33 protein-coding genes, 1 tRNA gene and 1 pseudogene are annotated in these 26145 nt (G+C 65.3%); 20 read left to right on the top strand and 15 right to left on the bottom strand.

Going from position 1 to position 26145, the window contains the following annotated elements; genetic code table 11:
* Window positions 1-47 precede the first annotated feature (47 nt).
* Window positions 48-1064, top strand: a complete 1017-nt coding sequence (locus ACYVKL_RS00175) for a hypothetical protein (protein ID WP_379169958.1) — start codon at window positions 48-50, stop codon at window positions 1062-1064.
* Window positions 1065-1089: 25 nt separating this feature from the next.
* Here ACYVKL_RS00175 and ACYVKL_RS00170 read toward each other — a convergent pair.
* Window positions 1090-1161: transfer RNA gene (locus ACYVKL_RS00170), tRNA-Ala, on the bottom strand.
* A gap of 298 nt (window positions 1162-1459) precedes the next feature.
* Between ACYVKL_RS00170 and ACYVKL_RS00165 the strand changes: the two genes are divergently transcribed.
* Complete coding sequence (locus tag ACYVKL_RS00165) at window positions 1460-2482, top strand: hypothetical protein (protein WP_379169956.1); 1023 nt, start codon at window positions 1460-1462, stop codon at window positions 2480-2482.
* A 12-nt stretch (window positions 2483-2494) separates the two neighbouring features.
* Here the strand turns inward: ACYVKL_RS00165 and ACYVKL_RS00160 are convergent, their stop codons facing one another.
* The 3 genes from ACYVKL_RS00160 to ACYVKL_RS00150 form a co-directional block, all read right to left on the bottom strand.
* Window positions 2495-3097: a hypothetical protein gene (locus ACYVKL_RS00160; protein ID WP_379169954.1), complete on the bottom strand. Its 603-nt coding sequence runs from the start codon at window positions 3095-3097 to the stop codon at window positions 2495-2497.
* 89 nt (window positions 3098-3186) lie between these two features.
* Complete coding sequence (locus ACYVKL_RS00155; RefSeq protein ID WP_379169953.1) at window positions 3187-3897, bottom strand: carbon-nitrogen hydrolase family protein; 711 nt, start codon at window positions 3895-3897, stop codon at window positions 3187-3189.
* Window positions 3898-3934: 37 nt separating this feature from the next.
* A complete protein-coding gene (locus tag ACYVKL_RS00150; RefSeq protein WP_379169951.1) occupies window positions 3935-4111 on the bottom strand; it encodes a hypothetical protein in 177 nt (58 codons plus the stop codon).
* 18 nt (window positions 4112-4129) lie between these two features.
* Here ACYVKL_RS00150 and ACYVKL_RS00145 point away from each other — a divergent pair, with 18 nt between their 5' ends.
* Window positions 4130-4783: a hypothetical protein gene (locus ACYVKL_RS00145; RefSeq protein WP_379169949.1), complete on the top strand. Its 654-nt coding sequence runs from the start codon at window positions 4130-4132 to the stop codon at window positions 4781-4783.
* A 105-nt stretch (window positions 4784-4888) separates the two neighbouring features.
* Here ACYVKL_RS00145 and ACYVKL_RS00140 read toward each other — a convergent pair whose 3' ends face one another.
* The 3 genes from ACYVKL_RS00140 to ACYVKL_RS00130 all read right to left on the bottom strand — a co-directional run bounded on the left by ACYVKL_RS00140 (window position 4889) and on the right by ACYVKL_RS00130 (window position 6962).
* Window positions 4889-5875: a DUF2332 domain-containing protein gene (locus ACYVKL_RS00140; RefSeq protein ID WP_379169947.1), complete on the bottom strand. Its 987-nt coding sequence runs from the start codon at window positions 5873-5875 to the stop codon at window positions 4889-4891.
* Between the two features lie 405 nt (window positions 5876-6280).
* On the bottom strand, window positions 6281-6586 hold the full coding sequence (locus ACYVKL_RS00135; RefSeq protein ID WP_379169945.1) for a hypothetical protein: 306 nt from the start codon (window positions 6584-6586) through the stop codon (window positions 6281-6283).
* On the bottom strand, window positions 6573-6962 hold the full coding sequence (locus tag ACYVKL_RS00130; RefSeq protein WP_379169943.1) for a hypothetical protein: 390 nt from the start codon (window positions 6960-6962) through the stop codon (window positions 6573-6575). Before ACYVKL_RS00130 ends, ACYVKL_RS00135 begins: the two co-directional genes overlap by 14 nt.
* 161 nt (window positions 6963-7123) lie before the next feature.
* Here ACYVKL_RS00130 and ACYVKL_RS00125 point away from each other — a divergent pair, with 161 nt between their 5' ends.
* The 9 genes from ACYVKL_RS00125 to ACYVKL_RS00085 all read left to right on the top strand — a co-directional run bounded on the left by ACYVKL_RS00125 (window position 7124) and on the right by ACYVKL_RS00085 (window position 14093).
* A complete protein-coding gene (locus tag ACYVKL_RS00125) occupies window positions 7124-8014 on the top strand; it encodes a helix-turn-helix domain-containing protein (protein ID WP_379169941.1) in 891 nt (296 codons plus the stop codon).
* Complete coding sequence (locus ACYVKL_RS00120; RefSeq protein ID WP_379169939.1) at window positions 8011-8226, top strand: DUF397 domain-containing protein; 216 nt, start codon at window positions 8011-8013, stop codon at window positions 8224-8226. Before ACYVKL_RS00125 ends, ACYVKL_RS00120 begins: the two co-directional genes overlap by 4 nt.
* A 78-nt stretch (window positions 8227-8304) precedes the next feature.
* Window positions 8305-8514 carry a DUF397 domain-containing protein gene (locus ACYVKL_RS00115; protein WP_379169938.1) on the top strand — a complete coding sequence of 70 codons (210 nt, stop codon included), beginning with the start codon at window positions 8305-8307 and terminating at the stop codon, window positions 8512-8514.
* 184 nt (window positions 8515-8698) lie between these two features.
* Window positions 8699-9886 (top strand): SPFH domain-containing protein, encoded by a 1188-nt coding sequence (locus ACYVKL_RS00110; protein WP_379169937.1) that lies wholly within the window; start codon window positions 8699-8701, stop codon window positions 9884-9886.
* A gap of 1011 nt (window positions 9887-10897) precedes the next feature.
* Complete coding sequence (locus ACYVKL_RS00105; protein WP_379169935.1) at window positions 10898-12079, top strand: TFIIB-type zinc ribbon-containing protein; 1182 nt, start codon at window positions 10898-10900, stop codon at window positions 12077-12079.
* Between the two features lie 22 nt (window positions 12080-12101).
* Window positions 12102-12605 carry a hypothetical protein gene (locus ACYVKL_RS00100; protein WP_379169933.1) on the top strand — a complete coding sequence of 168 codons (504 nt, stop codon included), beginning with the start codon at window positions 12102-12104 and terminating at the stop codon, window positions 12603-12605.
* A 79-nt stretch (window positions 12606-12684) separates the two neighbouring features.
* On the top strand, window positions 12685-13206 hold the full coding sequence (locus tag ACYVKL_RS00095) for an ester cyclase (RefSeq protein WP_379169931.1): 522 nt from the start codon (window positions 12685-12687) through the stop codon (window positions 13204-13206).
* A gap of 173 nt (window positions 13207-13379) precedes the next feature.
* Complete coding sequence (locus ACYVKL_RS00090; protein WP_379169929.1) at window positions 13380-13559, top strand: hypothetical protein; 180 nt, start codon at window positions 13380-13382, stop codon at window positions 13557-13559.
* Between the two features lie 105 nt (window positions 13560-13664).
* Complete coding sequence (locus ACYVKL_RS00085; RefSeq protein ID WP_379169927.1) at window positions 13665-14093, top strand: DUF6892 domain-containing protein; 429 nt, start codon at window positions 13665-13667, stop codon at window positions 14091-14093.
* A gap of 125 nt (window positions 14094-14218) precedes the next feature.
* Here ACYVKL_RS00085 and ACYVKL_RS00080 read toward each other — a convergent pair whose 3' ends face one another.
* The 3 genes from ACYVKL_RS00080 to ACYVKL_RS00070 form a co-directional block, all read right to left on the bottom strand.
* Window positions 14219-14665 (bottom strand): DUF6193 family natural product biosynthesis protein, encoded by a 447-nt coding sequence (locus tag ACYVKL_RS00080; RefSeq protein WP_379169925.1) that lies wholly within the window; start codon window positions 14663-14665, stop codon window positions 14219-14221.
* A gap of 65 nt (window positions 14666-14730) precedes the next feature.
* On the bottom strand, window positions 14731-15279 hold the full coding sequence (locus ACYVKL_RS00075) for a ferredoxin (protein WP_379169923.1): 549 nt from the start codon (window positions 15277-15279) through the stop codon (window positions 14731-14733).
* 323 nt (window positions 15280-15602) lie between these two features.
* Window positions 15603-15974 (bottom strand): nitroreductase family deazaflavin-dependent oxidoreductase, encoded by a 372-nt coding sequence (locus ACYVKL_RS00070; protein WP_379169921.1) that lies wholly within the window; start codon window positions 15972-15974, stop codon window positions 15603-15605.
* Window positions 15975-16073: 99 nt separating this feature from the next.
* Between ACYVKL_RS00070 and ACYVKL_RS00065 the strand changes: the two genes are divergently transcribed.
* The 4 genes from ACYVKL_RS00065 (at window position 16074) to ACYVKL_RS00050 (ending at window position 20199) form a co-directional block, all read left to right on the top strand.
* Window positions 16074-16718, top strand: coding sequence for a TetR/AcrR family transcriptional regulator (locus ACYVKL_RS00065; protein WP_379169919.1), 645 nt, complete (start codon window positions 16074-16076; stop codon window positions 16716-16718).
* Window positions 16719-16887: 169 nt separating this feature from the next.
* A complete protein-coding gene (locus ACYVKL_RS00060; protein WP_379169917.1) occupies window positions 16888-18027 on the top strand; it encodes an IS30 family transposase in 1140 nt (379 codons plus the stop codon).
* Window positions 18028-18236: 209 nt separating this feature from the next.
* Window positions 18237-18989: a Mut7-C RNAse domain-containing protein gene (locus tag ACYVKL_RS00055; protein WP_379170640.1), complete on the top strand. Its 753-nt coding sequence runs from the start codon at window positions 18237-18239 to the stop codon at window positions 18987-18989.
* Between the two features lie 703 nt (window positions 18990-19692).
* Window positions 19693-20199 carry a hypothetical protein gene (locus ACYVKL_RS00050; RefSeq protein ID WP_379169915.1) on the top strand — a complete coding sequence of 169 codons (507 nt, stop codon included), beginning with the start codon at window positions 19693-19695 and terminating at the stop codon, window positions 20197-20199.
* 163 nt (window positions 20200-20362) lie between these two features.
* Here the strand turns inward: ACYVKL_RS00050 and ACYVKL_RS00045 are convergent.
* The 3 genes and pseudogenes from ACYVKL_RS00045 to ACYVKL_RS00035 form a co-directional block, all read right to left on the bottom strand.
* Window positions 20363-20617: pseudogene (locus tag ACYVKL_RS00045) on the bottom strand (IS30 family transposase); the annotation flags it as partial.
* Between the two features lie 12 nt (window positions 20618-20629).
* The gene (locus tag ACYVKL_RS00040; protein WP_379169913.1) at window positions 20630-20818 is read right to left on the bottom strand and encodes a hypothetical protein; all 189 of its coding nucleotides are present in this window, start codon (window positions 20816-20818) and stop codon (window positions 20630-20632) included.
* 4 nt (window positions 20819-20822) lie between these two features.
* On the bottom strand, window positions 20823-22205 hold the full coding sequence (locus ACYVKL_RS00035) for an NADP-dependent succinic semialdehyde dehydrogenase (protein WP_379169911.1): 1383 nt from the start codon (window positions 22203-22205) through the stop codon (window positions 20823-20825).
* A gap of 223 nt (window positions 22206-22428) precedes the next feature.
* Between ACYVKL_RS00035 and ACYVKL_RS00030 the strand changes: the two genes are divergently transcribed.
* Window positions 22429-22623, top strand: a complete 195-nt coding sequence (locus tag ACYVKL_RS00030) for a hypothetical protein (RefSeq protein ID WP_379169909.1) — start codon at window positions 22429-22431, stop codon at window positions 22621-22623.
* Window positions 22624-22761: 138 nt separating this feature from the next.
* Window positions 22762-23616 (top strand): alpha/beta fold hydrolase, encoded by an 855-nt coding sequence (locus ACYVKL_RS00025; protein ID WP_379169907.1) that lies wholly within the window; start codon window positions 22762-22764, stop codon window positions 23614-23616.
* A 136-nt stretch (window positions 23617-23752) separates the two neighbouring features.
* On the opposite strand, the gene ACYVKL_RS00020 is transcribed toward ACYVKL_RS00025, so the two are convergent.
* Complete coding sequence (locus ACYVKL_RS00020) at window positions 23753-24538, bottom strand: type 1 glutamine amidotransferase domain-containing protein (RefSeq protein WP_379169905.1); 786 nt, start codon at window positions 24536-24538, stop codon at window positions 23753-23755.
* A 2-nt stretch (window positions 24539-24540) separates the two neighbouring features.
* Window positions 24541-25362: an alpha/beta fold hydrolase gene (locus ACYVKL_RS00015; protein ID WP_379169903.1), complete on the bottom strand. Its 822-nt coding sequence runs from the start codon at window positions 25360-25362 to the stop codon at window positions 24541-24543.
* 159 nt (window positions 25363-25521) lie between these two features.
* On the opposite strand from ACYVKL_RS00015, the gene ACYVKL_RS00010 reads away from it, so the two are divergent.
* The gene (locus ACYVKL_RS00010; RefSeq protein ID WP_379169901.1) at window positions 25522-25731 is read left to right on the top strand and encodes a muconolactone Delta-isomerase family protein; all 210 of its coding nucleotides are present in this window, start codon (window positions 25522-25524) and stop codon (window positions 25729-25731) included.
* Window positions 25732-25813: 82 nt separating this feature from the next.
* Window positions 25814-26062: a hypothetical protein gene (locus tag ACYVKL_RS00005; protein WP_379169899.1), complete on the top strand. Its 249-nt coding sequence runs from the start codon at window positions 25814-25816 to the stop codon at window positions 26060-26062.
* Window positions 26063-26145: the final 83 nt, after the last annotated feature.

Raw genomic sequence — 26145 nt, 5'->3', positions numbered from 1 at the left:
CTGCCGGCGTTGCAGAGCCGCCCTCGGGTAAGTGGAATAGGTTGCCGATGACCTCCAGCCGCCAACTTGCACTCCACGCAACTCTGCCGGAGCGCTACGTACGATTCGATCTTCTTGCTTCCACGATCGATCACACCGGCCGACTGCTCGCTTTGCTCGTCGATCCCGCACAGGATGGGTCTTCGGGCTTGCCGTGGAGGCGGCAAGGGCCGTGGAGTCCGCCGATACCGCGTTTCGACGCGATGGCGGTCATCTGTGACGGCGACGATGTTCACGAGATTCCGTTGCACGGTCTGGACCAGTGGTTCTCCGAGATCGATACCCTGGGTGAGGGCGTCATCCTGGGTGCTCCACGCATTACACCCGCGGATTACGTGCGGGCGGAGCAACAGTCGACGTCGGCGACCGAAGTTGCGTTGGTCCGCAACGTTCAATCCTTCGATGGTGACGGAAACCCGTTGGGGGCCTTCTATGCAGGAGACGGTATCGAGCAATTGCTGACCGATCCCAGTGGCAGGATCTGGATCAGCTATTTCGACGAAGCCACCTATCGTTTCGTCGACTCGGATGGCACGTGGTCCTGTAGCTCCGGTCCCGGCCTGGCTCGGTGGGACGACCTCGGCAGCGATCCTTGGTTCGCGAGGAACAGCACCGGCACAGCGGTCTCCTGGGTTGACTGCTGTGCGTTGAATGTCGGTCGGTCGCTGGTCCATGCCTGCCCCTACACCGATTTCCCGCTGGTAGCGATCGATGCGTGCGGAGTCCGATCGGTCACCCCGAATCCGGTGACTGGCTGTCACGCCCTGGCGGTTTCCGGCTCCACCTTCGCATTCCTGGACCACCACCGACGCGGCGATGCGGTCGTCTGGCAGATCCGTCGAGCGAGTAGGCAGGGCGCGGAGATCACCGAAACCGGCAGGGAGACTCTGCTTCTGCCCGGCGGTCGGCCACCCACCCGTTGGGCTCGTGGACGGATAGGGCGCGACGCCAAGCTCTGGATTCACGAAGACGGAAATCCCCGGCAGTGGTATCGCTACGAGATCGAAGACGGCGACGCATCGTAATCCCGACCCCGCTAGGGATGTGAGGACATGGAGGCGGGAATCGAACCCGCGACCGTCACACTGCAAGTGAGAGCTCTACCAGCTGAGCTACTCCATGTCCGATTTCAAGGTACCGGTCTCGTCAATCCGATTATCGAGCCCGCAATGGTTGAGGCCGTTGACTGTACGGCGGGGCGGCCGCCCGAACCGGCCGGATCGCGCACCGTCTGCCCGTGGTGATGGGCTGACCATAGGCGTATTCGGGTGGTTTGTCGCTAGCCTGGCGGTCGGACCGAGACCGGTCTGCGGCGTTTCCGCGATTCCGCTACCGCCGACGAACTCGCGCGCGCTGCCGCGCTGCTCGCCGAGATCGACAGTGCGGCGGGGGAATAGCGGCTTCTGGCAAGATCGACGCTATGCGCTTCACCGTGCCCACCATCGTGTTGATGATGGCCGCAGTCCTGCTGACCGGATGTTCGCTCTATGCGAAAGGGCCCGATCAGGCCGAGCGTGACAGGTGGTCGGGGGTGATCGAGTCGGCCATCGAGGCCCTTCCGGGGGTGGCCGACGCATCACACAAATTCCAGTATCACCGGTACGGCCCCAACTCGTATTACGTCTCCCTGCTCGACGTGCAGCTCGAGGACGGCGCCACACCGGACGAGGCCGCGTCTGTGGTGCGCACTATGGGCGCCCAGCAGTTTCCGCCGCACTATCGAGACGACTCGAAAGTGCTGACAATCAACCGGATGACGGACTCCTATTTCGGGAGCTGGCGGAACGTGGACCTGGAAGCGAACGCGGCATCCACCTGGGCCCGACTATCGGCAGCCAAGACCGGCGCGGAGATTCACTGGTCTGCCGGCGGCTTCAAACCCACTGCTGATGCGGACGGCCTGACCGGATCCATCAGTGTCCGAGCGGGGTCCGAGTCGGAACCCCACCGTGCCACGGCGGCGATGCGCCGAATCATCCAGGACTTTCCCGAACTGGCATCCAACAACTGGACGGTGTCTCCCATTCATTCGGACGGCCTGGGTGGGAACCCCTACTCGAGCCTGGCACCCAGTTTGACCCACATGGACCGCCGCCCTCGCTTTCCGTCCAGTAGCGAACTCGAATTGTGGGAGTGGTTCCTGACCGATCAACCCACCCCGTTCATCGTCGAGGTGTCGGTATACGACCCGCCCGACACAGCAGGCCGCACACTGGGTGTCGCGGTATTCCCGCCCGCCGGAAAGCAGTTCAGCCCTGCGCAGGTGACACAACTCGCCGATCGGCATCTTCGCCACTTGGCACAGCCCGATGCCGTGATCGACTACACGATCAGAACGCGCAACGGCCCCGGTATCGCCGTCCTCGTCGGCGGCTGCCCGGAATCCGGGCGCGAGATTTCGCCGGAGTCGGAGCCGTTCGTGCGCCAGTATGAACGCTGCTAGTGCCGCGTGGTGTCATTGGGCGAGTGCGTGGAAGACCTCTGCCCAGTTTCCCCCAGCAGCATTCATCGCGTTCCGGGTCTCGAGGAGGACGTCCCGAGCGATCTGCTCGAGCGCGGCCCCTTCGGCAGCACCCTCGCTGCCCTTGATGGACCCGATACCCTCAGCAGCCGCGGTGAATTGAGCCCGCCATTGTCCGGCCGAGGACAAGAGGAATCTGAGATGGTAGGGGTAGTCGAAGTCAGGCACCGGTACCCCGGTTTCCGCGATGTTCTTCAGTGAGCTGATGATCAACCGCAGTTGTTCGGATTCGAAGGAGCAAGAATCCGGGTCCGCCAACCCCGAGTATTCGAGTGACGCAGCAACGAGATCCCGCCAGTACTCGCGATCGTGAAGACCGTCCCGTTGCTCCATGTGCTTCTCCGCGAAGATCGACATGAGCTCGCTGTCGTCGATGAGTGGGGACAGGACCAGATCCTCGCTGAAGTCATAACCGAAAAAGTATCGAGTGCCGTCGATCTCGATCGATTCGATGCCTCCGATGTGGCGGTAGTCCCGAAGCAGTGGTGCAGGAACGCCCGTCGCCGCTGGTTCTCCTATCATCACGCCATCATCCACGAGTCGACCCACCAATCCGACCACGGCGACCCCATCACACCGCCAGGAGTCGCCGCAGGCTGATCACCACCGCTATTGGGAGACATGACCTATCCGATATCCGCGACGACGAACATCGACGATTGTTCGTCAGCTTCTGCGAGCACGGTTCCGTCTTTGCCCCACAGGGCGGCGCGGCCGCAGCCGGTGATCGGGCCTGCGGGCCCTACGTGGTTGGCGAGGGCTACGTAGACGTCTGCGCGGCGGGCGATTCCGGGATACGTCGATGCTCGCTCGGCCAGGCCGGGGCCGGTGCCGTACAGGGCGCTGGCCAAATGGATGTCGCAACCATCGTCGGCGATTCGGTCGACCAAGTCGGGGAAGTGGTTGTCGAAGCAGGTGGCGAGGGAGAAACGGAGACCGTGGAGTTCGAAGCGGCCGTCTTTGTCGGCGGGGGTGAAGAATTGCTGCTCTTGCTGGAAGAGATGCTGTTTGCGGTAGGTGGTGAGCAGGTCGCCGGTGGCGTTGTAGACGTAGGTGGCGATGACGGGGTGGGGGCCGTCGAGGTCGGGGGCGGCGCAGTTCACGACGGTCGCTATCCCGGTGGCGCGCAGTCGATCCAGGCGAGGGTCATCGGCGCGAAGCCACAGGCCTGCATCGGCTGCAGTGGCGGCCAGTTCATATCCGGTCACCGCCAGTTCCGGAAACACGATCAACTCGGCCGAGTCTGCGGCTGCCCGCTCGGCGAGCCTGGCCATCTGCCCGATGTTGGTCCGGACATCGGTGGGCGCGCAAGTGAGCTGTGCCGCAGCGACTCTCATGCGCGGCCGAGTGCCCAGCGTGAGGTAGCCGGAGGCTTCACTCCGGTTGCGGGGTTTGGTCGGCCGCGGGTCGATCGCCGAGCCGTGCGTGCAGCCGGTCCCGGACCTCGTCGGGGGTGTAGGCGCGGCGTTTGCGTTCGGAACGCACGATCACCACACCGGTCGCCGCGACACCCGCGGCGCCTGCCAAGCCGAGCAGCTTCCACCAGCGCATGCGCCTAGGCTAGCTGTTGTGGCACGAGAAGCGCTGTCGAGTATCGGTTTGGACGAGGCGATCGAACTCACCAGGACCGGTGATCTGTGGCTGTTTCGCGGACATACCGGCGCCGACCGGGCGATCCGCGGACTGACCAACAGCCCGGTCAACCATGTCGGCATGGCGGTGGTGATCGACGATCTGCCCGCCCTGATCTGGCATGCCGAGCTCGGCCGGTCGTTGCCCGACGTCTGGTCGGGCAACCATCACCGCGGGGCCCAGCTGCACGATCTGCGGGCCGCGGTCATGCGCTGGTCCAACGACTACGAGCAGCAGGCGTGGTTCCGGCAGCTGGATCGCCCGGTCACCCGCGAGATGGAGGATGCCGCGCTGCGGATGGTGGCGAGGCTGGACGGCATGCCGTTTCCCTCCACCAGCGCCCTGGCGGGCCGGTGGCTGCGCGGCCGGGTCCCGCTGCCGAAGCGACCGCGCACGCCCGAAACCGAAGCGGGACTCGAGAACGCGTACTGCGCGGAGATCGTCGCCATGACCTACCAGGCCATGGACCTGCTGCCGCAGAAGCGCCCGAACTGGTACGACCCGGGCCGATTCTGGAGCGGCGACAACCTCCGCCTCGCCGACGGCTACCACCTCGGCGGGGAAATTGCGGTGAAGGTTCCCGCCTCCTGACCGGTACCGCCGCCGAGACGTCTCTGGCCAAGCACGCGAGGCTTTCGAGCGCTCGACCGCGAGGAACATAACCCCGTCGCGATCGCCTCCAACAAGAACCACACATCACGGCACTGACCGAGGCCCGAACCAATCCAGACGTTGGCCATGAGCACCCGCATAACCCAGCGGAACCCCATCCAGCGCGACAACGAACCGGCCGGGCGTCGCCGACGCCGGCACCGGAAGCCGGTCCGCGACAGAGCCGATGACACCGCAGCCCTCATTCGACACCCAATGGCAGCGCAATGTTCGCACCGTTCGTTCGAACCGGTCACGCTCGTCGACACTCAGATACGCCAGCACGGCGCTGTGAAAGACCACGATCGTCGCCTCGTCCGGCGCGGCCGAGACCAGGTCTGCCACAGTCTCGTTCAAGTCGCCGGACACCACTTCTATCGGGTCGGCCCCAGCGATCGCCACCGCTGCGCGCAGGCGCTGCAATCGTTCGGGTTGTCCAGGCCAGACCAGGGTTTCGAGCCACCGCATCTGGTCGGCATCGGCAACATTCAGTGGGTTCAAATCCACACCCGCCCGCCACACCACCTCGGGTAGGCGATCCGGAATCGGTGGTTGGCCTGTGGTCGCACAGCGCAACTGCACACCGGAGGCACCACCAACCGGATCGAGGTCGGTCCGATCGTCATAGCGATAGCTGAACCGATCCGGATACAGGCACAATCCGGCCGAGGCGCCTACCTCGATCAACGCCAACGGGCCGGCGAGTTGGGCCAATACAGGCAACAACACCGCAGCTCTGCCGACCTCATTGGTTTGGGTCCTTCGGGCCTTCGCCACCTGGGCGACAGCCTCCCAATCCCGAATCACCCGACGTCGGAAGTCTGGAAACGACACGTCGCCGACCCCGAGAAAACGCGCAGCAGCAAGCACCAGATTCGGCTGCCGCTTCTCCGGCGGCAGCTGATCGATCAACGACAGCAGTTCGGTATCCGACGCAATCCCTGACGCCCACAACTCATAACACGACGAACTGCCCCTCGCTTCGACCTCGGCGAAACGCCGATACCGCCCACTCGTTGTCTCCCCATCCACGGCACTCTTCCTACCGACTACGCCCGCCGCAGACCACCTCCAGAATCAGCCTGATCCACTGCCCCCGATGCAGTCCACGGAGACGACCGTCCGGAACATCCGTCCCAGAGCAACACCCGACAACTCCGCCGAGTTTCACTCCGATTTCCCTGCACCCGACAGCCTCGGACCCCGTAGGCATTTACTCCGAAAGCGCGCCAAGAATGACCGGCGATGCCGTACTGCCACTCACATGCAGTGGATAAGCACACGAATCCTGGTGCAATGTAGGCCGATCGGGGCTGGACGGAACCGGATCTACGGTGCATTGACCGCGAAAGCAAATTACTGTGCCGCAGGCAGTCGGCACGAGTGTGAGAAGCCGGTCGGCCTGATTTTCTGCGTCTGTATCCCTGATCAAACTACTCAGTTCACCTGCACGGTGTGGGTGCTGATGACATCGTCGATTGGCTGGCCGACAGCGTGGTCGTTCGCGGGCTCCGCACCGTCGAGGATCGTGTCGAGGATCGTGGCGTGGTCGAGAGTGGCTGGCAAGCGATGAGATTCGCGGGCACTGGCCACGACCGCATGCAGGAGGGTGGCGTAGACGCGGGAGCGGGGGACGGTCAGGCGCCAGCCGTGGCGCTCGCGGTCGCGGAGGCGGATTTCGATGGCGTCGAGGACGTCCTGGATAACCTGGATCTCGACCTGGTCGGGGTCATCGGAGGGCATGGCGACCTCCGAAAAGCAGTGTGCTGTAGCCGGATACTGCGGCGCGCAGCAGGGTGAAGACGGATGGGCGTGGCGCTCTGGGTGCGCGGGCCGCGCGTGGATCCAGGATCATGCGACCGCCCGCGACCAGGGCGGTGCGTGCCCGCGATCGAACCGCGCAGGTGCGGACTCCACATTCGAGGTGCAGTTGCATCGCGATGTGTGCTTGGGCGGCAGTCAGTTTGCCGGGGTCGGAGTAGCACGACCACAGGCCGCGCACCGAGTAGCCGGCGGTCGCGGCGTGGTCCGGCGGCGGTTCTGTGCCGGCGGCTTGACGCTTCTCTCGTTCGATCCGGTCGATGATCGCCTGCACCGACCATGGGCTGTTGCTGGACATCGTCACCTACCTGGGTGTCGTCGTTGTCTGTCCAGGACACCACCCTCGAACCGCCATGACATTCTCATTCAGGGATTCTCAAGAAACAGCCGCAAATCCCCAGTAGCGGTGTCACTCTGGGATCGGAGCAGTGCCACTCTGACAGAGTCGAGGAGTTAGCGATGCCCGAGGAGAACCCGCGCGCTTCGCTGCCACGTCGGCAGCTCGGGCGCTACATTCGCCGTCAGCGCGAGGAGAACACCGTGCTCACGCAGGCCGAGGTAGCGGCGGCGATGCAGTGGAGCCACAGCAAGTACTCCCGGCTGGAACGGGGTGAGCCGGGCCGGATTCTCGATCGCGATCTCAGGGAGCTCGGCAAGATCCTCGAGATCCCGGACGAGAAGACCGACGCCATGATCGAACTCGCGCGGCAGGTGGCCGAAAAGACTTGGTACAACAGCTTCAACGACCTCATCCGGGCGAACTTCGATGTCTACATGCGGATGGAGACCGAAGCGGGGGCGATGGAGATCTACCGTCCTGATCTCGTCCCGGGACTGTTCCAGACGGCCGACTACGCTCGATCGCTGAACAGTGTCTACTTTCCGAAAGACTCTGAAGAAGAACACGATCGGCGTGTCGAGCTGAAGCTGAAACGACAGACGATCATCACCCGGAAGCGGTCGCCGATCACCGTCGACCTGGTACTTCACGAGTCGGCTCTGCACACAACCGTCGGCAACGAGGTGACCATGGCCACCCAACTCCGGCACCTCGCCGACCTGGGTACCCGTCCGAACATCAGCGTTCGTGTTCTTCCCTTCCGCTCCGGTTTTCCACTCGGGATGGCGGTCGGGCCGTTCGTCACCCTCGACTTCAAGCCGGATCCGAAGGGTATGGCCGAACCGACGGTCATCTACGTCGAGAGCTATACCGGCGATATGTACCTTGAAGGAGAGGCTGATGTCGGCAAGTACCGCAGAGCGTTCGCGACGATTCAGCACGCCGCGTTGGACGCCGTAACCAGCCGGAACCTGCTGCGGCAGGTCGCAAGAAGGGATTCAGGACAGTGAACGATCGCCGCCTTGCCGGGGCAGAGTGGTTCAAGAGCACCCGCAGCGCTGGTAACTCGGAATGCGTTGAGGTCGCGTTCCTCGACGAGGGTCTGGTCGGGATCCGCGACTCCAAGAACCCGACCGGTCCGGCGCTGGTGTTCGCCCCGGGCGAGTGGGACGCGTTCACCGCCGTTGTCGCGGCTGGGAAGCTCGAGGGTCCCGCGAGCTAGCTGCGGCCATTCGCGCCGAAACGCTGGATGAAGTGCGCACAAGAGACCTGGTCCGCCAGGTAGCTAGGGAGTTCGATCGTGAACGGTGACCTGTCCGGGGCACGTTGGTTCAAGAGCAGCCGCAGCGAAACCGGTTCCCAGTGTGTGGAAGTCGCGTTCCTCGATGAGGGCCTGGTCGGGATCCGCGACTCCAAGAACCCGACCGGTCCGGCGCTGGTGTTCGCCCCCGGCGAGTGGGACGCGTTCACCGCCGGTGTCGCGGCTGGGAAGCTCGACGCTCCGGCCTGATCCGGGGGCGGTAGCGGATTGGTATGGCTCGGGTGGGAAAGGTCGCGTGGGCCTTGGTGGTTCATGGATCATTAACACTGTGTGTGGTGTGCTCGATAGCCACGTGACAGTGACCGGCGCGTTGCTGTCCTGTGCCATACTCGGCGCGGGCTGCGGTCGCGCCTGAGGGAGGAAAGAGAGCTCGATGGGCCTGTTCGACATGATCCGCGGCGAATTCGTCGACATCATCGAATGGTTGGATGATAGTCGGACCACGTTGGCTTGGCGGTTTCCGCGGTACGAGAACGAGATCAAGAACGGTGCGGAGCTGATCGTCCGCGAGGGGCAGCAGGCCGTTTTCGTGTACCGGGGGCAGTTGGCCGACAAGTACGGGCCCGGCCACTACCAGCTGACCACCGAGAACATGCCCATCATGTCCACCCTGCAGGGGTGGCGGCACGGGTTCAACTCGCCGTTCCGGTCCGAGGTGTACTACGTGAACACCCGCGCGGTCACCGATATGCGGTGGGGGACACCGCAACCGGTCACCGTGCGCGACCCCGATTTCCGGATGGTGCAGATCCGCGCCAACGGCACCGCGAACGTGCGGGTCACCGACATCGAGGTGTTCCTGCGGCAGATGATCGGCACCAACGCCGAGGTCGACGCCGACGTGCTCAGTGAGCAGTTGCGGGCCAACGTCGCGCTGGCGTTCTCCGACATGGTGCTGGCCAGCGGGCTCGGGGCGATCGATCTGCAGGGACGCCAGGTCGAATTGTCCGACAAGCTGCGCGAATTCGTGGGACAGCGACTGTCCGGCTTCGGTGTCGGCGTCGAGGGCGTCACCATGAGCATCTCGCTGCCCGAGGAGATCCAGCAGGCCATGACCCGCGGCGTCGCCCGCGGTGTGGAGGCCGGCGGGTTCATGAACAACGTGGACCTCAACCGCTACCAGCAGATGCAGGCTGCCGACGCCATGCTCGCCGCCGCCCAGAACCCCAGCGGCGGAATGGGCGCCGCCATGCAGGCCGGCATGGGCGTGGTCCTCGGCGGGCAGATGGCCGGCACCATGCAGGGCAGCATGCAGCCGCAGCAGCCGGGATACGGGCAGCCCCAGCAGGGCGGATACGCCCAGCCCGCGCCCCAGCAGGCCCCGCCGCCGCTGCCCGGCCAGCAGCAGTTCCACTTCGACAACGGCGGCCAGGCCGCGGGACCCTTCCCGATCGACCAACTACGCCAGTACGTCTCGGCGGGCCAGCTCACCCGCGACACCAACGTCTGGTCCGAAGGCATGGCGGGCTGGGCTCCCGCCGGCACCGTCCCGGCGTTGCAGCCGCTCTTCGCCACCCCGCCCCCGCTGCCGGGCACCCCGCCGCCGCTGCCCCCGCAGTAGAGGTAGCGCACGCACGGTTCCGGCGACAGCCGCCGGGCGCACCCGTCGGCCCGTATGGCGCCGACGGGTCCGCCGCCGTACCCGAATCAGCTTGAACGCCCGACAACTCGGTGCGTCCCGAAAGTCCCTCCACCGCAACAGCGCGACCGTCGAGTCCGCCGCACCGAGTGAGCCCACATGAACGACAGCCAGCCCCCACACCACCCCTCCGTCCCGCCGCCCCTTCCCGGCAACGACCCGGCCGCCCCGGATACCGCCGAACCGCGGCAGTGGACGCCACCTGTGCCGCAGGGGCAGCAACCGCCGCAAAATCCGTCCGTGCCAGGTACTCCCGGGGCTAACGCGCCCTACCAGATGCCGCCGATGCCGGGCCACGGTCCCGGTCAGCAAGGCGTACCCACCGGACCGCCGTTCGGTCCGCAGGGGGGATCGCCGATGCCGCCGCCGATGCCTGGAGGGCCGCGCCCGGGATCGGGTGTGCCGCCGCAGGTTCCGGTCTCTGGACCCGGCCAAGGTGTTCCGCCGATGCCGCAGCGCGGTGCGGTACCGCCGCCGATGCCGGCCGACGGTCCCTACGCGGGATCGCCCGTTCCGCCGCCGCTGCCTGGATCGGGTGGTCCTGGCGGCCCGCCTCCGCTGCCCGGATCAGGTGGTCCTGGCGGCCTGCCGCCGCAGGGCTACGCCGGTGCTCCTGCCGTCGGCGGGGGCGTGGGAAGGGCTGTGCCGCTTCCGGCCTCGGGTCCGGGTGGTGTGCCTCCCATGCCGTCGGGTGGAACTGTGCCGCCGCCGCTTCCGGGCTCCGGTCCGGGCGGTGCGCCTCCCATGCCGCAAGGCGGGACGATGCCGCCGCCGCTGCCGGGGGGATACGTGCCGAATCAGCCGATGCAGGCTCCGGCCGGGCCGATGGTGCAGCCGGTGATCGTGGCTCCGGTGTTCGTTCCCGGCGTTGGCGAGCCGGGGCCTTCGGCCGGGGAAAGTGCTGCGCCGCAGCCGGTGGCGCCGGATCGGGCCATGTTGCACAGCACGGAGCTGACTCGGACCTATCCGTGTTCGGCGTGTGGCGCACAGTTGGTGTTCGATCCTGCCGGGCAGGATCTGCTGTGCCCCAGTTGCGGGAACCGGTCGCCGGTGACCGCGCCGAATGTGCCGGTGGAGGCTCGGGAGCTGGCGCCCGCCATGGCGGCGTTGCGGGAGTTGCAGGGGCAGGCCGCCGGGCCGCAGGTGACCGGGGAGTGGGAGGTGAAGTGCCAGAATTGCGGTGGAACAACCGGATTCAACGGCAGCCTCACCGCCACTCGATGCCCGTACTGCGCTACGCCTATCCAGCGCGACGACGTGCACAACGCGCCCGCTCGCCTGCCTGTGGACGGTGTCGTGCCGTTTCTGGTGGGGGAGAAGCAGGCCCGTGAGCTGGTCGAGAAGTGGGTGTCGAAGCGGTGGTTCGCGCCGTCGAACTTCCGGAAGTATCGCCGGATCGGCGCGTTCTCCAGCCTGTACACCGCCTACTTCACCTACGACGCCGATACCGCGAGCTGGTATCAGGGTGAGCGTGGCGACGACTATCAGGTGCGGGTCGGGACCGATGAGGACGGCGATCCCATCTACGAGACCCACACGCGGTGGTATCCGGTGGCGGGTGAGGTCGGCAACGAGTTCGCCGATCTGCCGGTGCTGGCCAACGAGAATCTGAGTCGCGAGCGGATCCGCTCGCTGGAGCCGTGGCCGGTGGAGCAGGCGCGCGCCTACTCGCCGGAGTTCGTGGCGGGGCATCTGTGCCGCACCTACGACAAGGATGCCGAGGAGTCGTTCCCGGAGGCGCAGCAGCGGATCGAATCGGCGATCGAGTCGAGCGTGCGCTCCGACATCGGCGGCGACCATCAGCGCATCCATGAGCTGAACACCTCGTGGAACTGGCTGGCGTACAAGCACTTGCTGCTGCCGATCTGGCTGCTGACGGTCGTCTACATGGACAAGACCTATCAGGTCTACATCAACGGCCTGACCGGTCAGGTGTCCGGTGACCGGCCGTGGAGCAAGGTGAAGATCATCGCCGCGATCCTGGCGGTGCTCGCCGTCATCGTGGCGGTGGTGGTGGCGTTCGCGGTCTCGCGCGGTCACCACACGCCGACGCATCATCCGAGCGGGCCGATCCACACCACGGTCGCCCCGCCCCGCCCCACCTCCCATCGATGATCGACCGAGAACGGAACTGACCATGCTGATGTTGGTACTGATCGCCGTAGTGATCCTGGTGGGCGCCGCGGTCGGCGGCGTCACGGTGCTGTCGCGCCGGCAGCAGGCCGGGACCACGGCCGCCAACCAGGTGGTTCCCGGCATCGCGACCCGCGCCCCCGCCTCCTGGGCGGGTTCCCACGATCCGGAGCCGCGCCTGCACCGGCGGCTGCGCGACGCCATGCGGGCGCTGCACACCGCAGACGCCCTCGACGACGCCACCACCATCGTGCTGCGCGCCGAACTCGAGCAGGCCGCCCTGGCCTGGGACGACCGTCTGGTGGCTATGGCCGCCCTGCCGGCGGCTGCGCTCGGCGACCAGCGGGCGACCGCCACCCAAGCCGTGGAATCGATCGAAGCCGCAGTGGCGCAGTATGTTTCGGCCGCCACCCAGCGCACGGCGGCCGAGGTGACCGCGGGATTGACGGCGGCGCGGGCGCAACTCGACATCCAGGCCGAGATCCGAAAGTCTCTCGAGGCGGGCTGAACCCGCGGAAGCGCTGCGGTCCCTCTGCGCCGGCGCGCAGACTGTGGGGACTCCCGTCGTGCCGAGAATCGGAGGGACCATGACCGACACCGGTGAGGACGCCAAGCAGGTAGCGATCCGATCCATGCAGATCATGGCCGCCGGCGAGCTCGCCGACTTCGAAGCGGTGATCCACCCCGAGGCGACCAACCGTGAGGACACCGCCGAGCCGCCCGCGACCCGCGGCAAAGGCCCGGCCGCCTTCCACGCCAGCGCCGAATGGCTGCGCTCGGCCTACGCCGACCTGCACTGGGAAGTGCACGAGGCGACGGCCGAGGGCGACCTGGTGGCCCTGCACGTCACCATGAGCGGCCGCCAAACCGGCACCTTCGTCGTGTACGGCCCGGACGCCCAACCGGCCCAAGCCTTCCCGTCCACCGGCAAGACCTTCGCGGTGACACAGACACACTGGATTCGCGTCCGCGACGGCAAACTGATCGAACACTGGGCCAACCGCGACGACCTCGGCCAAGCCACCCAACTCGGCTGGGTCCCACCCAACCCGATCTACCTGCTCCGCATGCGCCGCGCCCTGTCCGAGGCCCGCAAGGCCGCGCACTGAGATTGGCGTGTCCACCTGCAGTCGGGAAGGCTCGGCGATACGGTGACTGGCTTCTTACGGCGCAGCGTGCGGCGATTCCGAACTTCGGCAGGTCCTGGAACTCGGGTCGATGAACACGGACCTTGTCCTGTTTGTCGCTGTGCTGGCCGCAGTTCCAGAGGGACGTTTGGTGGATGTACCGAAGTGTTCGGCGTAAGCAGCGCCGAGGCCAATTGACCAACGCGCCCCCTCGGACCTACGGCGAACTGATGCTCCCGGGCTACGACCACACCGAGGGCAGGGCCGCCGAGAACTACATCGAACAGGTCGACAACGACGACCGGTCTCGTCGATTTCGGTTGGGCGACAACTGACCTGATCTGTCCGTGTCCGCCCATCACCATGAGCGGATCCGCTGTCCCGGAACGGATCCGACAGCTGATTCCATATTTGTCAGTGGCTGACGCTAGCTTGCCCATGTGACTGAGTTCGTGGACTTCAACCTCAAACTGGCTGTAATCGAAGAGCTTATGTATGGAGAGGATCCGAAGCTTGCACCCTGGTCGCTCGAGGAATCGCTGGCGGCCCATGGCTTCTCCGGTGATCTCTGGGAGTACTCCTTCGACAATTTCCCCGACCAGGTGGTGCCGGAAGCCCGCGCGTACTTCGAGAGCCTCGAGCTCCCCGCCGATCTACTTGCCGAGGTCGAGCAGCTGAACTTCGATGGTGGCTGTCAGGTGTACTTCGAATGCTGCCCACACTGGGATGGCGAGAGCGACCAGTTCGACGTTCACAGTCTCGACGACCTCCGCCACCTCCCTGGTCTGAAGCGCGTTATCTGCGCCGACCTCCTTGAGTTTTATCTCCAGGATGTCTTGCGTTCCGGGGGTATCGAATTGGTCTTCTAGGGACCGCCGTGTAATCGGCAGTTGCGAACGTTCCTGACCATCGGTAGGTCGTGGCGATGGCTGACCACGCTGACCGCTTCGGTCAGCGCGATCAGCGGCATTACAGGGCGCTTCCAGGAGTCGAATTAACGGAGGTCCTCGGCTGTTCCGTCGATCGCAGGCCCACACCCTTCCGGCAGATGCGCGGCGATCAGCGTAACCGCTTCTGCGGCCGTCACGCCGACCCCGATCATTTTCGGCCCGGTCACCATATTGTGTGTGCGCATGACTTTGAACGTCCCGGTGAAGTCGGGGACGACGCAAGGGACATCGAAGGAGAACGGGTACCGGGTGCATCTGCTCAAGTGCAGGACCGTGACACTGGTGAATGGAAACAGCACCCCTAGCTGTGGGTGAGCGTAGACCGCCTCGACCAGATCGTGGTCCAGGAAGCGACGGTAGTAAGTCTCATCATTTCGGAGCAGATCCCATTGAGCCGCCACCGAGTTGCCGCCCGCTGAAGGCTCGGTAGGTGAGTGTGCACTGTCCGAATCCACGAGCGTGATTGTGCCCGTTGCAACGGTCTGCGTCACGTGCTGTCATCCGTGGTCGAATGCACTCAACTCGGCCATAGCGGGATGTTCGACAGGTCCTTCAGCTACAGGTTCGGCAGCGGGTCGTCCGCGGCCGGGTATCGATCGTTCTCCAGCCTGAACACATACGCCTGGAGATCGTCTTCGAGGTCGGTGGCCAGATAGGTGAGGAAGTCCCGTACACCTTCTGCCGCATCGGCATCCTGAAGGCCTGCGCCTTCCTTGGTGTATTCAGCGAGAAGCTCGGCCAGGTGCTCTTCGACCTTGCTGCGACCGCTCCACCAGGCACGAACAGCGGCGGGAGTCCAACGCGAGTCCCCATCGCAGGCGTAGCCGCCAAAGGGGTCATCGTTGGCTGCCGCCAACATGCCTTCGACTTCGGCCGGCGACTTCGGCTGACGATAGACGAACTCGTTGTGGTACTCGCCGCCATACAGGACGTTCCGCGGCGCGTGAAGCCTTCCGGTCCAACAGTTATCGGTCTGTCCCGTATAGAAGGGACCTGGCACGTTCATCCAGTGCCTGTCCTCCCACTTGTCTCCGTGGTAGGCGAGGTCGTCGAGGTCGGGCGGAACCGAAGTCATCGGATCCCAGCGTTGCGGTAGGTCGCTCACGGCACCAGCATTACCGATCACCGCAGCATGCGCTGACGAGTATCCATCTATCGACTGTCGCGGATCGAGGCTCGCCTGCCCGGCGTCGATTCGGGCGCGCGTCAGCTCGGTACGCGGCGCGACAAGACGTCGCCCTCCTTTGGTGCTCTGAGCGATCTTTCACGCACATGCTCATCGGTAATAGCGTGCACTGCCGGCGGTTGGTCAGCCGCCCGGGATGCCAGCGGCCCGTTCATCTTCCGCGGCGCCCAGCTGGCCGGTTCGATCAGCGAAAGAAGTGGTGTGATCGGATGATTGCGATCCATGGGCCGGGCAGGGTGCCGTCAGGCCACCAGGTCCATTCGCAGGAACTCTTTGATACGCAGCAGTCGCGGCGGCCGGTTCGCGTCGGCCGCGAGGGCTCCGAACGCCTCGTCCTCCCCGACCATCCGTGGCGCCGTGAGCTCGAACTCGCGTCCGTCGATCCGGAGTCGTGCCCGACCCGCGGCGAGAATATTGCGCACCCAGTCCGAGTTCGATCCGTACACCGGGACGAATAGATACCCGCCGCCGACGGGAAACGCATCGAGCGGGGTGTGATGGGTCGCGCCGGAGATGCGCCCGATATGTGTCAGCACCGGCCACTTCCCGCCTGCGATCGCACGCGGATTGAAAACCCGCTTGTTGACGTGCCCCCACCATCTCGGCATCGGCATCGAAACCACCTCTCCTCTTACGCTTGTAAGGTTGACTTACATCCGTAAGGTAGGCTTACGGCTGTAAGCCTGTCAAGACCTCCGCAGTCAGGAGCCGCCGTGCCACGCCCCGCCCAACCCCTCAGCAGAGCCCGCATCCTCGACGCGGCCATCCGAGTCGCGGATCGTGGTGGCGCGGAAGCGATCACCATGCGACGTGTGGCCCAGGAACTGGGCGTGGAAGCGATGTCGCTCTACCACCACGTGCCGAACAAAGACGCCATGCTCGACGGTGTCGTCGACGCGGTCTTCGCCGCCATCGAACTGCCCCCGCCCGCCGCCGACTGGCGCGACGCTCTCCGCGCCCGCGCCGACTCCGCACGCGCGGTCCTGTCCCAGCACACCTGGGCCCTGGGCCTGTTGGACTCCCGCCGCACGCCGGGCCCGGCCACCCTCCGCCACCACGACGCCGTGCTCGGCGTCCTCCGTACGGCAGGCTTCACGCTTCCCCTTGCCGCACACGCGGTTTCACTGCTCGACAGCTATATCGGCGGATACGTGCTGCAGGAGGCGAATCTTCCGATAACCACCCCCGACGATGTCAACGAGGTGGCGGCCGACGTTCTCGACCAGTTGCCGCCCGGCGAATTTCCATATCTTCGTGAGCTGATCGTCGACCACGCCTGTCAGCCGGGCTACGACCACACCGCCGAATTCGACTTCGGCCTGGATCTCATCCTGGACGCCCTGGAACAGCGCCGCTGAAATCGATGTCCGCGGCAGCGAAACGGCTGCGGCCGAACGCGACCGGGTCCAAGGTGGCCGTGGCTCGAACTGGAGAAGCAGACATGGCCCGGCGCAGACTCGGTCATCGGTGTGGTCTCAATGAGTCAGCGCAACACTGGTTTTGTTCAGGCGAAACAGGTGGTGCGTGATGACGAGAACGCCGTTGTCGGAGGCCGAGGTGGAGGAAGTTTGGCGTCGGTGGAGATCTGGGCAGGCGGTGAAGGTCCTGGCCCGGGAAATGCGCCGGAATCCCTCGACGGTGCGGGACCTGCTCAAACGCTGTGGCGGGGTGCGTCCCGCGCCGCGGCGTCGGGGCGCGTTGCGGTTGAGTCCGGTTGAACGGGAACAGATTTCACGTGGTCTTGCCGCTGACGAATCGCTACGTGGCATTGCTCGCGGTTTGGGCCGGGCGCCGTCGACGGTCTCTCGGGAAGTCGCCGGCAACGGCGGCCGTCTGGGTTATCGCGCCGTGGCCGCAGACCAGGCGGCGTGGTCGCGGGCGGTCCGGCCGAAACCGACGAAACTGTCACAGAATCCGCGGCTGGCTGCGGTCGTGACCGAGCGGCTGGCCCAACGCTGGTCGCCGCAGCAGATCGCGGGCTGGCTGCGCCGCAATCCACAGCGCAGCATGGGATCTGTGTCGCACGAGACCATCTACCGCGCCCTGTTCATCCAGGCCCGCGGCGACCTGCGCCACGAGCTGACCCGCTACCTGCGCAAACCACGCTCCACCCGCCGTCCTCGCGCTGCACGCCTGCCCGACGGCCGAGGACAACGCCGCGGCGTGCTCACCATCTCCGAGCGCCCCGCCGAGGCCGCCGACCGAGCCGTGCCCGGCCACTGGGAAGGTGATCTGCTCTGCGGACACGGACCCTCCTGCATCGCCACCCTCGTCGAACGCTCGACACGGTTCCTGCTGCTCGTGGCCCTGCCCGACGGCAAACGTGCTGATCTCGTCGCAGCAGCACTGGCCGCCAAGATGGTCACTTTGCCGGCCGCTCTGCGGCGCACCCTGACCTGGGACCAGGGCTTCGAGATGGCCGAACACGCCCGCTTCACTGTCGACACCGGGGTTCCTGTCTACTTCTGCGACCCGAACAGTCCCTGGCAGCGCGGAAGCAATGAGAACACCAACGGTCTTGTCCGCCAATACCTTCCCCGCGCCGCAGACCTGCGTCACTACACCCAGCACGATCTCGACGCCATAGCCGACGAACTCAACGGCCGCCCTCGACAAACCCTCGGATTCCGCACACCATCAGAAGCACTCGACGAAGTGTTGCGATGACCGCCTGAACCCGCACCGATGAGCGGATGTCCGTTGCCTACCTCAACGTTCAGTGGCGCCGACTGCTCTGCGGTCCGCCAAGGGGGGAGAGCGGACCGTTCTCGGTCAGCGCATCCGGGGAGATGCTGACCCGCACCGGGCATACGCGGGATTGCTCAAACCGGAGATTGCTCTGGGCACGCTGGGTGCTCCCGCCGGACAATGGTCCTATGACCGCCAGTGTCGAGCTGCGTGTGTATGCCGAGCTGAACGACTTCTTGCCCCTGGGAGTGCGGTACGCCGCGCAGCTGCGGCCGGTCCGGCCGCACCAGACCGTGAAGGACGTCGTCGAGGCTGCGGGTATTCCGCACACCGAGGTCGACCTGATGCTGGTGAACGGTGAGTCCGTCGACTTCGGCCGCCGTCTGCAGCCGGGCGATCGGGTTGTGGTCTACCCGATGTTCGAGACGCTCGACATCGGGCCGCTGACCCGGGTGCGTCCTTGTCCGCTGCGCGATCCGCGCTTCATCGTCGATGTCAACCTCGGCGGGCTCGCACGGCTGATGCGGCTGATGGGACTCGACGTGCGCGAGGACTGGGAAGCCGACGACGCAGCACTGGCGAAAACAGCCGCGGCCGAGCATCGAATCCTGCTTACCCGCGACCACGGACTTCTCAAGCGCCGCACCGTGACTCACGGCGTATGCATCCGGTCGGACCACCCGCTCGAGCAGATGGTGGACCTCGTCCGCCGACTCGACCTGGCGGATCGGCTGGTGCCGTTCAGTCGCTGCCTGCGCTGTGGCGGCGCTGTCACCGGTGTGGCCAAGCAGGACATCATCGAGAGACTCGAACCACTCACCCGCCGCTACTATGACACCTTCCGGCAGTGCTCGGATTGCGGCCGAATCTATTGGGAGGGTTCACATCAGCAACGTCTGGACGCCCTGGTGGCCCAGATCCGCGCGGCCATCTCGTCGTGATACGGCGACGGCGCTCCTCAGCACCGTGACGGCGGTCGGCCTTCTCGCAGAGGGCATTCACCGAAATCCATTCACCAGCTCCGCGCGCAGGGCATGAGCTGCATTCGTATGCACGGAAAGCCGACAATCGGCCACCGCGACCGGGCTGCCGACGGGCTTGCACTACGTCGCGATACTCCCAGCCCAGAAGTACCGCGTAGAGATGGTGTCGGCAACATCGGCCAACCGCTGGACAAGGGCCAGGTCATCCATCGGGGCCACAGATACCAGAGCTTGGAAGCGGCTGGCCGCTCGGCCGCAAGATCAAACCGAACCATCTGGCGCACTTCAGACAACACGTACCGTAATGCCGCGTAGCGCGCGGTTCGAGTCGGTCACGGAGCGTGGTGAATGCTCCTCACCCAGGGGCGTTCGTGATCGGGCCATGGCGAATGACGCTCCGCGCGATGAGCCGTTTCGGTTACCAGTTGAGGACGTATTCACGCTGACGGGCCGTGGGATCGCGGTCGTGGGACACGTCGAGTCGGGCGTTGCGAGCGTGGGTGATCGGTTAAGGGAAGCCCCCTGCCCAAAGGGGCTGACCCCGGAAATATCGCCCAAGGAAGTTGGGGCACATGGGTTTACTGAAGTGAATCAATTTCACAATTGGCGGCGGTTAGATTCTCCCCAACCCCCGACCGGGGTACGAAAGAGGAGTTCTCGAATGCCCGCCAAGACCCGCGCTATCCACCACATCAGCTGGGGTGCAACAACTTTGACTCTGGCCGCGACTTTCGTCACTCTTTCCGCGCCCACCGTCTCTGCCTTCGTCGACGCACCCCAGGTTGACGATTGCTCGACCGGCACCTGCGTGGTGCCGTCGTCCTACACCGTCGGACAGACCTACTCGATCTACGCGGGCGCACCACTGGACGACGCGCTCTACGCGAGCTTCTACGACAACGGGACATGCCTCGGGAGCTTCTCGTACGCGCAACCCGGCAATACGGTTCCGTGGGTTCCCACCACCGCCGGAACACACGAAATCACCATCAAGACCTCGGTCAGTAAGCCGTTCGTCATACCTGCGCCGATCAAGTTGACCGTGACCGTTGTCGCCGCGCCGTCGGGGTCGGTCACCCCGTCGCCCACGCAATCGGGCCACTGCACCGTCACCGGTAGCGGAACGGGCAGCGGCAGCCCCCTCGGATCCGGCAGCGCCGGTTTCTGAGCTAGACCGACCGTCCTTCACCGGTCGATGGCTGCCCGACGCTCTGGACGCACAGCCACGTCGACATCCAACACCGCGTCCGCACATGCCGCATACGGGGCCGGCTCGGACCGGCCGAGCTATAGTCGGCCGAACGCACCCTCATGCCTGTGGTTTCAGGCGGTCATCGCAACACTTCGTCGAGTGCTTCTGATGGTGTGCGGAATCCGAGGGTTTGTCGAGGCCGGCCGTTGAGTTCGTCGGCGATGGCATCCAGGTCGGCCTGACGGTAGGCGCGTAAGTCGAGGTGTCGGGGAAGGTATTGGCGGACAAGGCTGTTGGTGTTCTCGTTGCCGCCGCGCTGCCAGGGGCTTTTGGGGTCGCAGAAGTAGACGGGGACGCCGGTGGCGACGGTGAAGGCGGCGTGTTCGGCCATTTCGTAGCTCTGGTCTCAGGTCAGGGTGCGGCGCAAGGCGTTGGGCGGGGTGAGGATCCGGGCGGCGAGGGCATCCGCGACCAGATCGGCGCGTTGCTCTCGAGCAGGGCGACCAGCAGCAGGAACCGGGTCGAGCGTTCGACCAGGGTGGCGACCGGAGACATGCCGCCCGAACAGCAGATCGGCTTCCCAATGCCCTGGCACCGCCCTATCCGTCTGCCCCGATCCAGACGGTCTTGGCATTCATGAACTCTCGCATGCCGAGGTCGGACAGCTCGCGTCCGTAGCCGCTGCCTTTGATGCCGCCGAAGGGGATCTCGGGGAAGCTGGTGGTGTTGCCGTTGATGAAGGCCATGCCCGACTGCACGTCGCGGACGAACAGTTCACGTTCGGCCTCATCCTCGCTCCACAGATTCGACCCCAGACCGTAGGGGTGTCCGTTGGCCTCCCGCAGGGCCTCCTCCAGCGAAGACACCGTCCACACCTGCGCCACTGGGCCGAAGACCTCCTCGTGGTACATCCGCATCTCCGGTGTGACACCGGTAACCACGGTGGGCGGGTAGTACCAGCCGGGCCCGTCCGGGCGTTCGCCGCCCAGCAGTACCGTCGCGCCCTTGCTGACGGCGTCCTCGACATAGGACTCCACATCCAGCCGGCCGGATTCGGTGGCCAGCGGACCCACGTCGGTGTTCTCAGCCATCGGGTCGCCCACAACCAGCGCGCCCATCTTCGCCACGAACATCTCGATAAACGCGTCACCGATGTCCTGGTGAACAAAGAACCGCTTGCCGTTGATGCAGGACTGCCCATTGTTCAAACACCGCGCCTTGACCGCGACATCGGTGGCCCGCTCCATGTTCGCGGATGGCATCACGATGAAGGGGTCGGAGCCACCGAGCTCGAGGACCACCTTCTTGGTCACGTCACCGGCGATGGCACCCACCGACCGCCCCGCCGGTTCACTGCCCGTCAGTGTCGCGGCCGCCACCCGCGGGTCGCGCAGTACTTGCTCCACCCTCCCCGAGGAGATCAGAAGAGTCTGGAACACATCGTCCGGGAAGCCTGCGCCACGGAAGAGTTCTTCCAGGTACAGAGCACACTGCGGCACGTTCGACGCATGCTTCAACACTCCGACGTTCCCCGCCGTCAGGGCGGGCGCCGCGAACCGCATGACCTGCCACAAGGGCAGATTCCACGGCATTACCGCGAGCACTACTCCGATCGGCTGGTATGTCACGAACGTCCGCTTCGCACCCACGCGCCCGGCGTCACCGCTCACATCCCGCAAGAATGCGGGACCCTGGTCGGCGTAGAAACGCAGCCCGTGAACACACTTGGCCACTTCCTGCTCCGCCGCCCGCAGAGTCTTGCCCATCTCCGTGGTGATCATCCGGCTGACGCTCTGAGCCTCCTGCTCCAGACGTTCGGCCGCGCGCCGCAGCCATCCAGCTCGCTGCTCGACACTCGTGAGCCGGTAGGAGATAGCCGCGGCCGCCGCCCGGGCGAGCTTGTCCTCCAGTTCCTCAGGAGTCAGTTCGTCGAACTTCCTGAGGACTTCACCTGTCACGGGGCTCGTCGTCGCGATAGCCATCAGTTAACGGTACGGCGGCCTAATATGACATGCAATCACCCGTTTGCGCTCTCGTCCCACCACAGCGAAAGCGAGGCACACGTGATGCAGATGCACGCAGCCCGCATGTACGGATACCAGCAGCCGCTTCGGATCGAAGAGGTTTCGGTGCGCGAACCCGGGCCGGGCGAAATTCTTCTGAAGGTCCGTCCCATACGCGAAGCTGCTCGGTGCCGCCGCGACCGTGATCGCAGTTGAGCGAACAGGCAGCAAACTCTACGTCGCCAAAGACAACGGCGCGGACCGCGTGCTGTCGCTCGACGAAGCCGGCCTCATTAGACACAACGTCACCAAGGTCAAGCTCGAAGACATCAACGAGAACCTGCAGACCCTCGGCCGCGGCGAAATTGTCGGACGCCAAGTTCTCGTCTTCGAGTGAAGCCGCGGCTGCCTGCCGAGCGGAGCGAGATCACTCCCTCTTGGAGCGCACCCGCTGGCCGGGGTGGTGCGGGCATATCCCATCCCGCCGCTCGAGCAGCAGGGCCGATCCCCGCCACACCCCGAGGAGAAAGACGCCATGAGCACCATCCGTTACTCGACCGCCGACGTGGACGGCTTCCGCATCTTCTACCGCGAGGCCGGTACGTCCGGAAAACCCAAGCTGCTTCTGCTGCACGGCTTTCCGACCTCCAGCCACATGTTCCGGGACCTGATTCCGCACCTGGCCGACGACTTCCACATCGTGGCACCCGACCTGCCCGGATTCGGCCGCTCCGACATGCCCGACCACGACCGGTTCGACTACACCTTCGACCACATCGCACAGGTCATCGACCGCTTCACCGAGATCGTCGGATTCGACCGCTACGCGATCTACGTCTTCGACTACGGCGCCCCCACCGGATTCCGGCTCGCCGTCGAACACCCCGAGCGAATCACCGCCATCGTGTCGCAGAACGGCAATGCCTACACCGAAGGCCTCAGCGACGGCTGGAACCCCATCCGGACGTACTGGGAATCCCCGAAATCGGCGAACCGTGACGCGCTGCGGACGCTCCTGACCCCGGAAACCACCCACTGGCAATACACCTACGGCGTCGCCGACGAATCCGCGGTCTCACCCGACGGCATCGCCCTCGACAATCACTACCTGGCCCGTGCAGGTGCGCATGAGGTCCAGTTGGATCTGTTCCTGGACTACCGCACCAACGTCGCCCGCTACCCGGAATTCCAGGAGTTCTTCCGCCGCTACACTCCCCGGCTCCTCGCCGTGTGGGGCAGGAACGATCCCTTCTTCCTGCCGGCCGGCGCCGAGGCCTTCCAACGCGATATCCCCGACGCCCAGGTCCGCTTCTTCGACACCGGGCACTTCGCGCTCGAGACCCACGCAGGCGAGATCGCCGAAGCGATCAGGACGTTCGTCACCGAATGACCGAACTGCGAGTCCGGGTACTCCCGACCATTCGATCGGCGGTGAATGGCCCTGCCCTCGACCACGTTCCGCGCTCCCTGGGCGCCCGCCGACCCAGCGTTCCGGCATCGTTCTCCGCAACCGAATCGCGTTCGCGTCAGGCGCCTTTGAGGATCTCGACCATCCGGCCGCCCAGCACGGCGGCCGAGGCCGGGTTCTGGCCGGTGATCAGATTGCGATCTTCGACCATGTATGGCTCCCAGATCGGGCCCCGGCTGAACTGCACCCCGATCTTCGCCTTCAGATCGGTCTCCAATAGCCACGGCGCGATCGCCGCGACACCTACGGCCTCTTCCTCCTCGTCGGTGAAACAGGTCATGCGGTAACCGGTGAAGGGAGACTCGCCGTGGATCCGGGTCGACAGGATCGACGCTGGGGCGTGACACACGATGAACAGCGGATTACCCGACGCCAGCTGCTGGCGCAGCAGACGCCCACAGTCGGCATCGAATGCGAGGTCCGCCATCGGACCGTGCCCACCGGGCAGATACACCGCGTCGTAGTCTTCGAGCCGCACGTCCGACAGCCGCAGCGGCCGCCGCATTGCCTCGGCTTCCCGGATGATCGACTCCATCCGCAGCGCCCCGTCGATTCCGCCGTTCATCGCCGGGCGCAGGCTCATCATGTCCGGAGTGGGGATCACCCCGTCAGGGGTCGCCACGACCACCTCGTGGCCGGCGTCGGTCAGGATCCGGTACGGATTCGCAAACTCCTCGGCCCAATAACCGGTCGCATATCGCGAACCGTCCTTCACCACCCAGTAACTGGCACCGCTGACGATGAAAAGTACCTTCGCCACAGCCAATCTCCTCTCAGATTCTGCGCGGTCGAGCCTTATGGAATCGAAGGACCGACCGGTGCTCGGATCGGCCCGGCCGGACATGATTACTCCCTGATGAACTGCAGGATGTCCGCGTCCAGCTGCCGCTGGTATTCGCCGAAGATCCCATGTGGCGCACCCGGATACACCTTCAGGGTGCCGTTGCGAACCAGGTCGATGGACTTGCGGGCCGCGTCCGCGATGGGCACGATCTGGTCGTCGTCGCCGTGGGCGATGAGGATCGGCACGTCGAGTGCACGCAGGTCCTCGGTCTGATCAGTTTCACTGAACGCCGCGACGCAGTCGTAGGCGGCGGCGAGGTTGACAAGCATGCTCTGCCGCCAAAAGTCGTCGATAGCGCCCTGGGACACGGCGGCGCCGACGCGGTTGAAACCGTAAAACTGGAGCGCGAGGTCCTTGTAGTACTGGGATCGGTCAGTGAGTAAGCCGGCGCGGATGCCATCGAAGACCTCGATCGGTGTGCCGTCCGGATTTTTGTCGGACTTGACCATGATCGGTGGGATAGCGCCGCAGGTGATCACCTTCGCGACGCGGCCCTTTCCGAACTGAGCCGCGTACCGGACGACTTCACCGCCACCGGTGGAGTGACCGATAAGGATGACGTCCCGTAGGTCGAGGTGCTCGATGACTTCGGACAGATCCCGTGCGTAGGTCGTCAGGTCATTGCCAGCGTAGGTTTTCGACGACCTGCCGTGGCCACGCCGATCGTGGGCTATCGTGCGATATCCCGCGTCAGCGAACAGTTTCAATTCGAGCTGCCAGGCGTCGGAACAGAGCGGCCAGCCGTGGCTCATCACGATGGGCTGCCCCGACCCGTTGTCGGTGTAGTAGATCTCGGTCCCGTCCGATACGGTCACAATGGGCATTGCGTCCTCCAGAGCATTCGGGGAACGGCGAGGCCAGCGATCCCGGCGACCTGCCGAGAGACATCGCACGAGCATATTCGAGCGACATCGCGGCCCGGGCCGCTGCCGCCGATCGTGTCGCGATCGACAGCGAAGGTTGCTGTGTAGTTCCTGGTCGGCATGACGACACACGTTCCGCCCGGCACCTCTCCGACCGCCGTCGACGACCTGCGGGCCCGTGAGGCACTTCGTGCGCACGAATTCGCGGGTGCGGGCCATCTCCTGCGGCTGTGGCGGCCGCCCCTTGCGCCGGGACAGTGGCGGACATTCGGACTCTTCTCCGCAGACCGGCTCGAGACCGAACTCGCGTCGATGCCGTTGTGTGTCTGACGCACCGATGCGGTGACACGTTGCGGCACATTCCAACGACCCCGGTAACCGGACTTCGGTATCGCCATCGACCGAATTCCTCGTGACGTTGACCATCACTGTGCCGGAAGGTGTCACGACCGAGGCGATCGACGATCGGGCGGCTGGTGAGGCCGTCCACGCCGACGAACTCGCGGTGCGGGGCATTCTGCGCCGGCTGCGATTCCTCCGCACCTGGCTGGCCGTGGCGGACTACCGCGAACGGACCGCCACCGGCCTGCGCCATCCATCCTGGCGCGGCCTGCGATTCGGCCTCTCGCCAGCGGACGTCTCGGTTCCCGAGCCCAATTGACCTTCCCCGCGGGCGGCTGACCATCTTGATCTCAACCGGTCGGCGCATCACTGCTGGTGAATGATGTCTGGTTGTGGAGGCCG

The sequence above is a fragment of the Nocardia tengchongensis genome (assembly GCF_054781395.1).
Note: the sequence above shows the minus strand (reverse complement) of the source record. Positions and strands in the feature narration are given on the sequence as shown.

Bases quoted from the DNA above. Each gene is read 5' to 3' on its own strand.
- ACYVKL_RS00175 (WP_379169958.1), top strand. From the start codon at position 48: ATGACCTCCAGCCGCCAACTTGCACTCCACGCAACTCTGCCGGAGCGC.
- ACYVKL_RS00165 (WP_379169956.1), top strand. From the start codon at position 1,460: ATGCGCTTCACCGTGCCCACCATCGTGTTGATGATGGCCGCAGTCCTG.
- ACYVKL_RS00155 (WP_379169953.1), bottom strand. From the start codon at position 3,897: ATGAGAGTCGCTGCGGCACAGCTCACTTGCGCGCCCACCGATGTCCGG.
- ACYVKL_RS00150 (WP_379169951.1), bottom strand. From the start codon at position 4,111: ATGCGCTGGTGGAAGCTGCTCGGCTTGGCAGGCGCCGCGGGTGTCGCG.
- ACYVKL_RS00135 (WP_379169945.1), bottom strand. From the start codon at position 6,586: ATGCCCTCCGATGACCCCGACCAGGTCGAGATCCAGGTTATCCAGGAC.
- ACYVKL_RS00130 (WP_379169943.1), bottom strand. From the start codon at position 6,962: ATGTCCAGCAACAGCCCATGGTCGGTGCAGGCGATCATCGACCGGATC.
- ACYVKL_RS00125 (WP_379169941.1), top strand. From the start codon at position 7,124: ATGCCCGAGGAGAACCCGCGCGCTTCGCTGCCACGTCGGCAGCTCGGG.
- ACYVKL_RS00110 (WP_379169937.1), top strand. From the start codon at position 8,699: ATGGGCCTGTTCGACATGATCCGCGGCGAATTCGTCGACATCATCGAA.
- ACYVKL_RS00105 (WP_379169935.1), top strand. From the start codon at position 10,898: ATGTTGCACAGCACGGAGCTGACTCGGACCTATCCGTGTTCGGCGTGT.
- ACYVKL_RS00100 (WP_379169933.1), top strand. From the start codon at position 12,102: ATGCTGATGTTGGTACTGATCGCCGTAGTGATCCTGGTGGGCGCCGCG.
- ACYVKL_RS00095 (WP_379169931.1), top strand. From the start codon at position 12,685: ATGACCGACACCGGTGAGGACGCCAAGCAGGTAGCGATCCGATCCATG.
- ACYVKL_RS00090 (WP_379169929.1), top strand. From the start codon at position 13,380: ATGTACCGAAGTGTTCGGCGTAAGCAGCGCCGAGGCCAATTGACCAAC.
- ACYVKL_RS00070 (WP_379169921.1), bottom strand. From the start codon at position 15,974: ATGCCGATGCCGAGATGGTGGGGGCACGTCAACAAGCGGGTTTTCAAT.
- ACYVKL_RS00060 (WP_379169917.1), top strand. From the start codon at position 16,888: ATGACGAGAACGCCGTTGTCGGAGGCCGAGGTGGAGGAAGTTTGGCGT.
- ACYVKL_RS00055 (WP_379170640.1), top strand. From the start codon at position 18,237: ATGACCGCCAGTGTCGAGCTGCGTGTGTATGCCGAGCTGAACGACTTC.
- ACYVKL_RS00050 (WP_379169915.1), top strand. From the start codon at position 19,693: ATGCCCGCCAAGACCCGCGCTATCCACCACATCAGCTGGGGTGCAACA.
- ACYVKL_RS00035 (WP_379169911.1), bottom strand. From the start codon at position 22,205: ATGGCTATCGCGACGACGAGCCCCGTGACAGGTGAAGTCCTCAGGAAG.
- ACYVKL_RS00025 (WP_379169907.1), top strand. From the start codon at position 22,762: ATGAGCACCATCCGTTACTCGACCGCCGACGTGGACGGCTTCCGCATC.
- ACYVKL_RS00020 (WP_379169905.1), bottom strand. From the start codon at position 24,538: ATGTCCGGCCGGGCCGATCCGAGCACCGGTCGGTCCTTCGATTCCATA.
- ACYVKL_RS00015 (WP_379169903.1), bottom strand. From the start codon at position 25,362: ATGCCCATTGTGACCGTATCGGACGGGACCGAGATCTACTACACCGAC.
- ACYVKL_RS00010 (WP_379169901.1), top strand. From the start codon at position 25,522: ATGACGACACACGTTCCGCCCGGCACCTCTCCGACCGCCGTCGACGAC.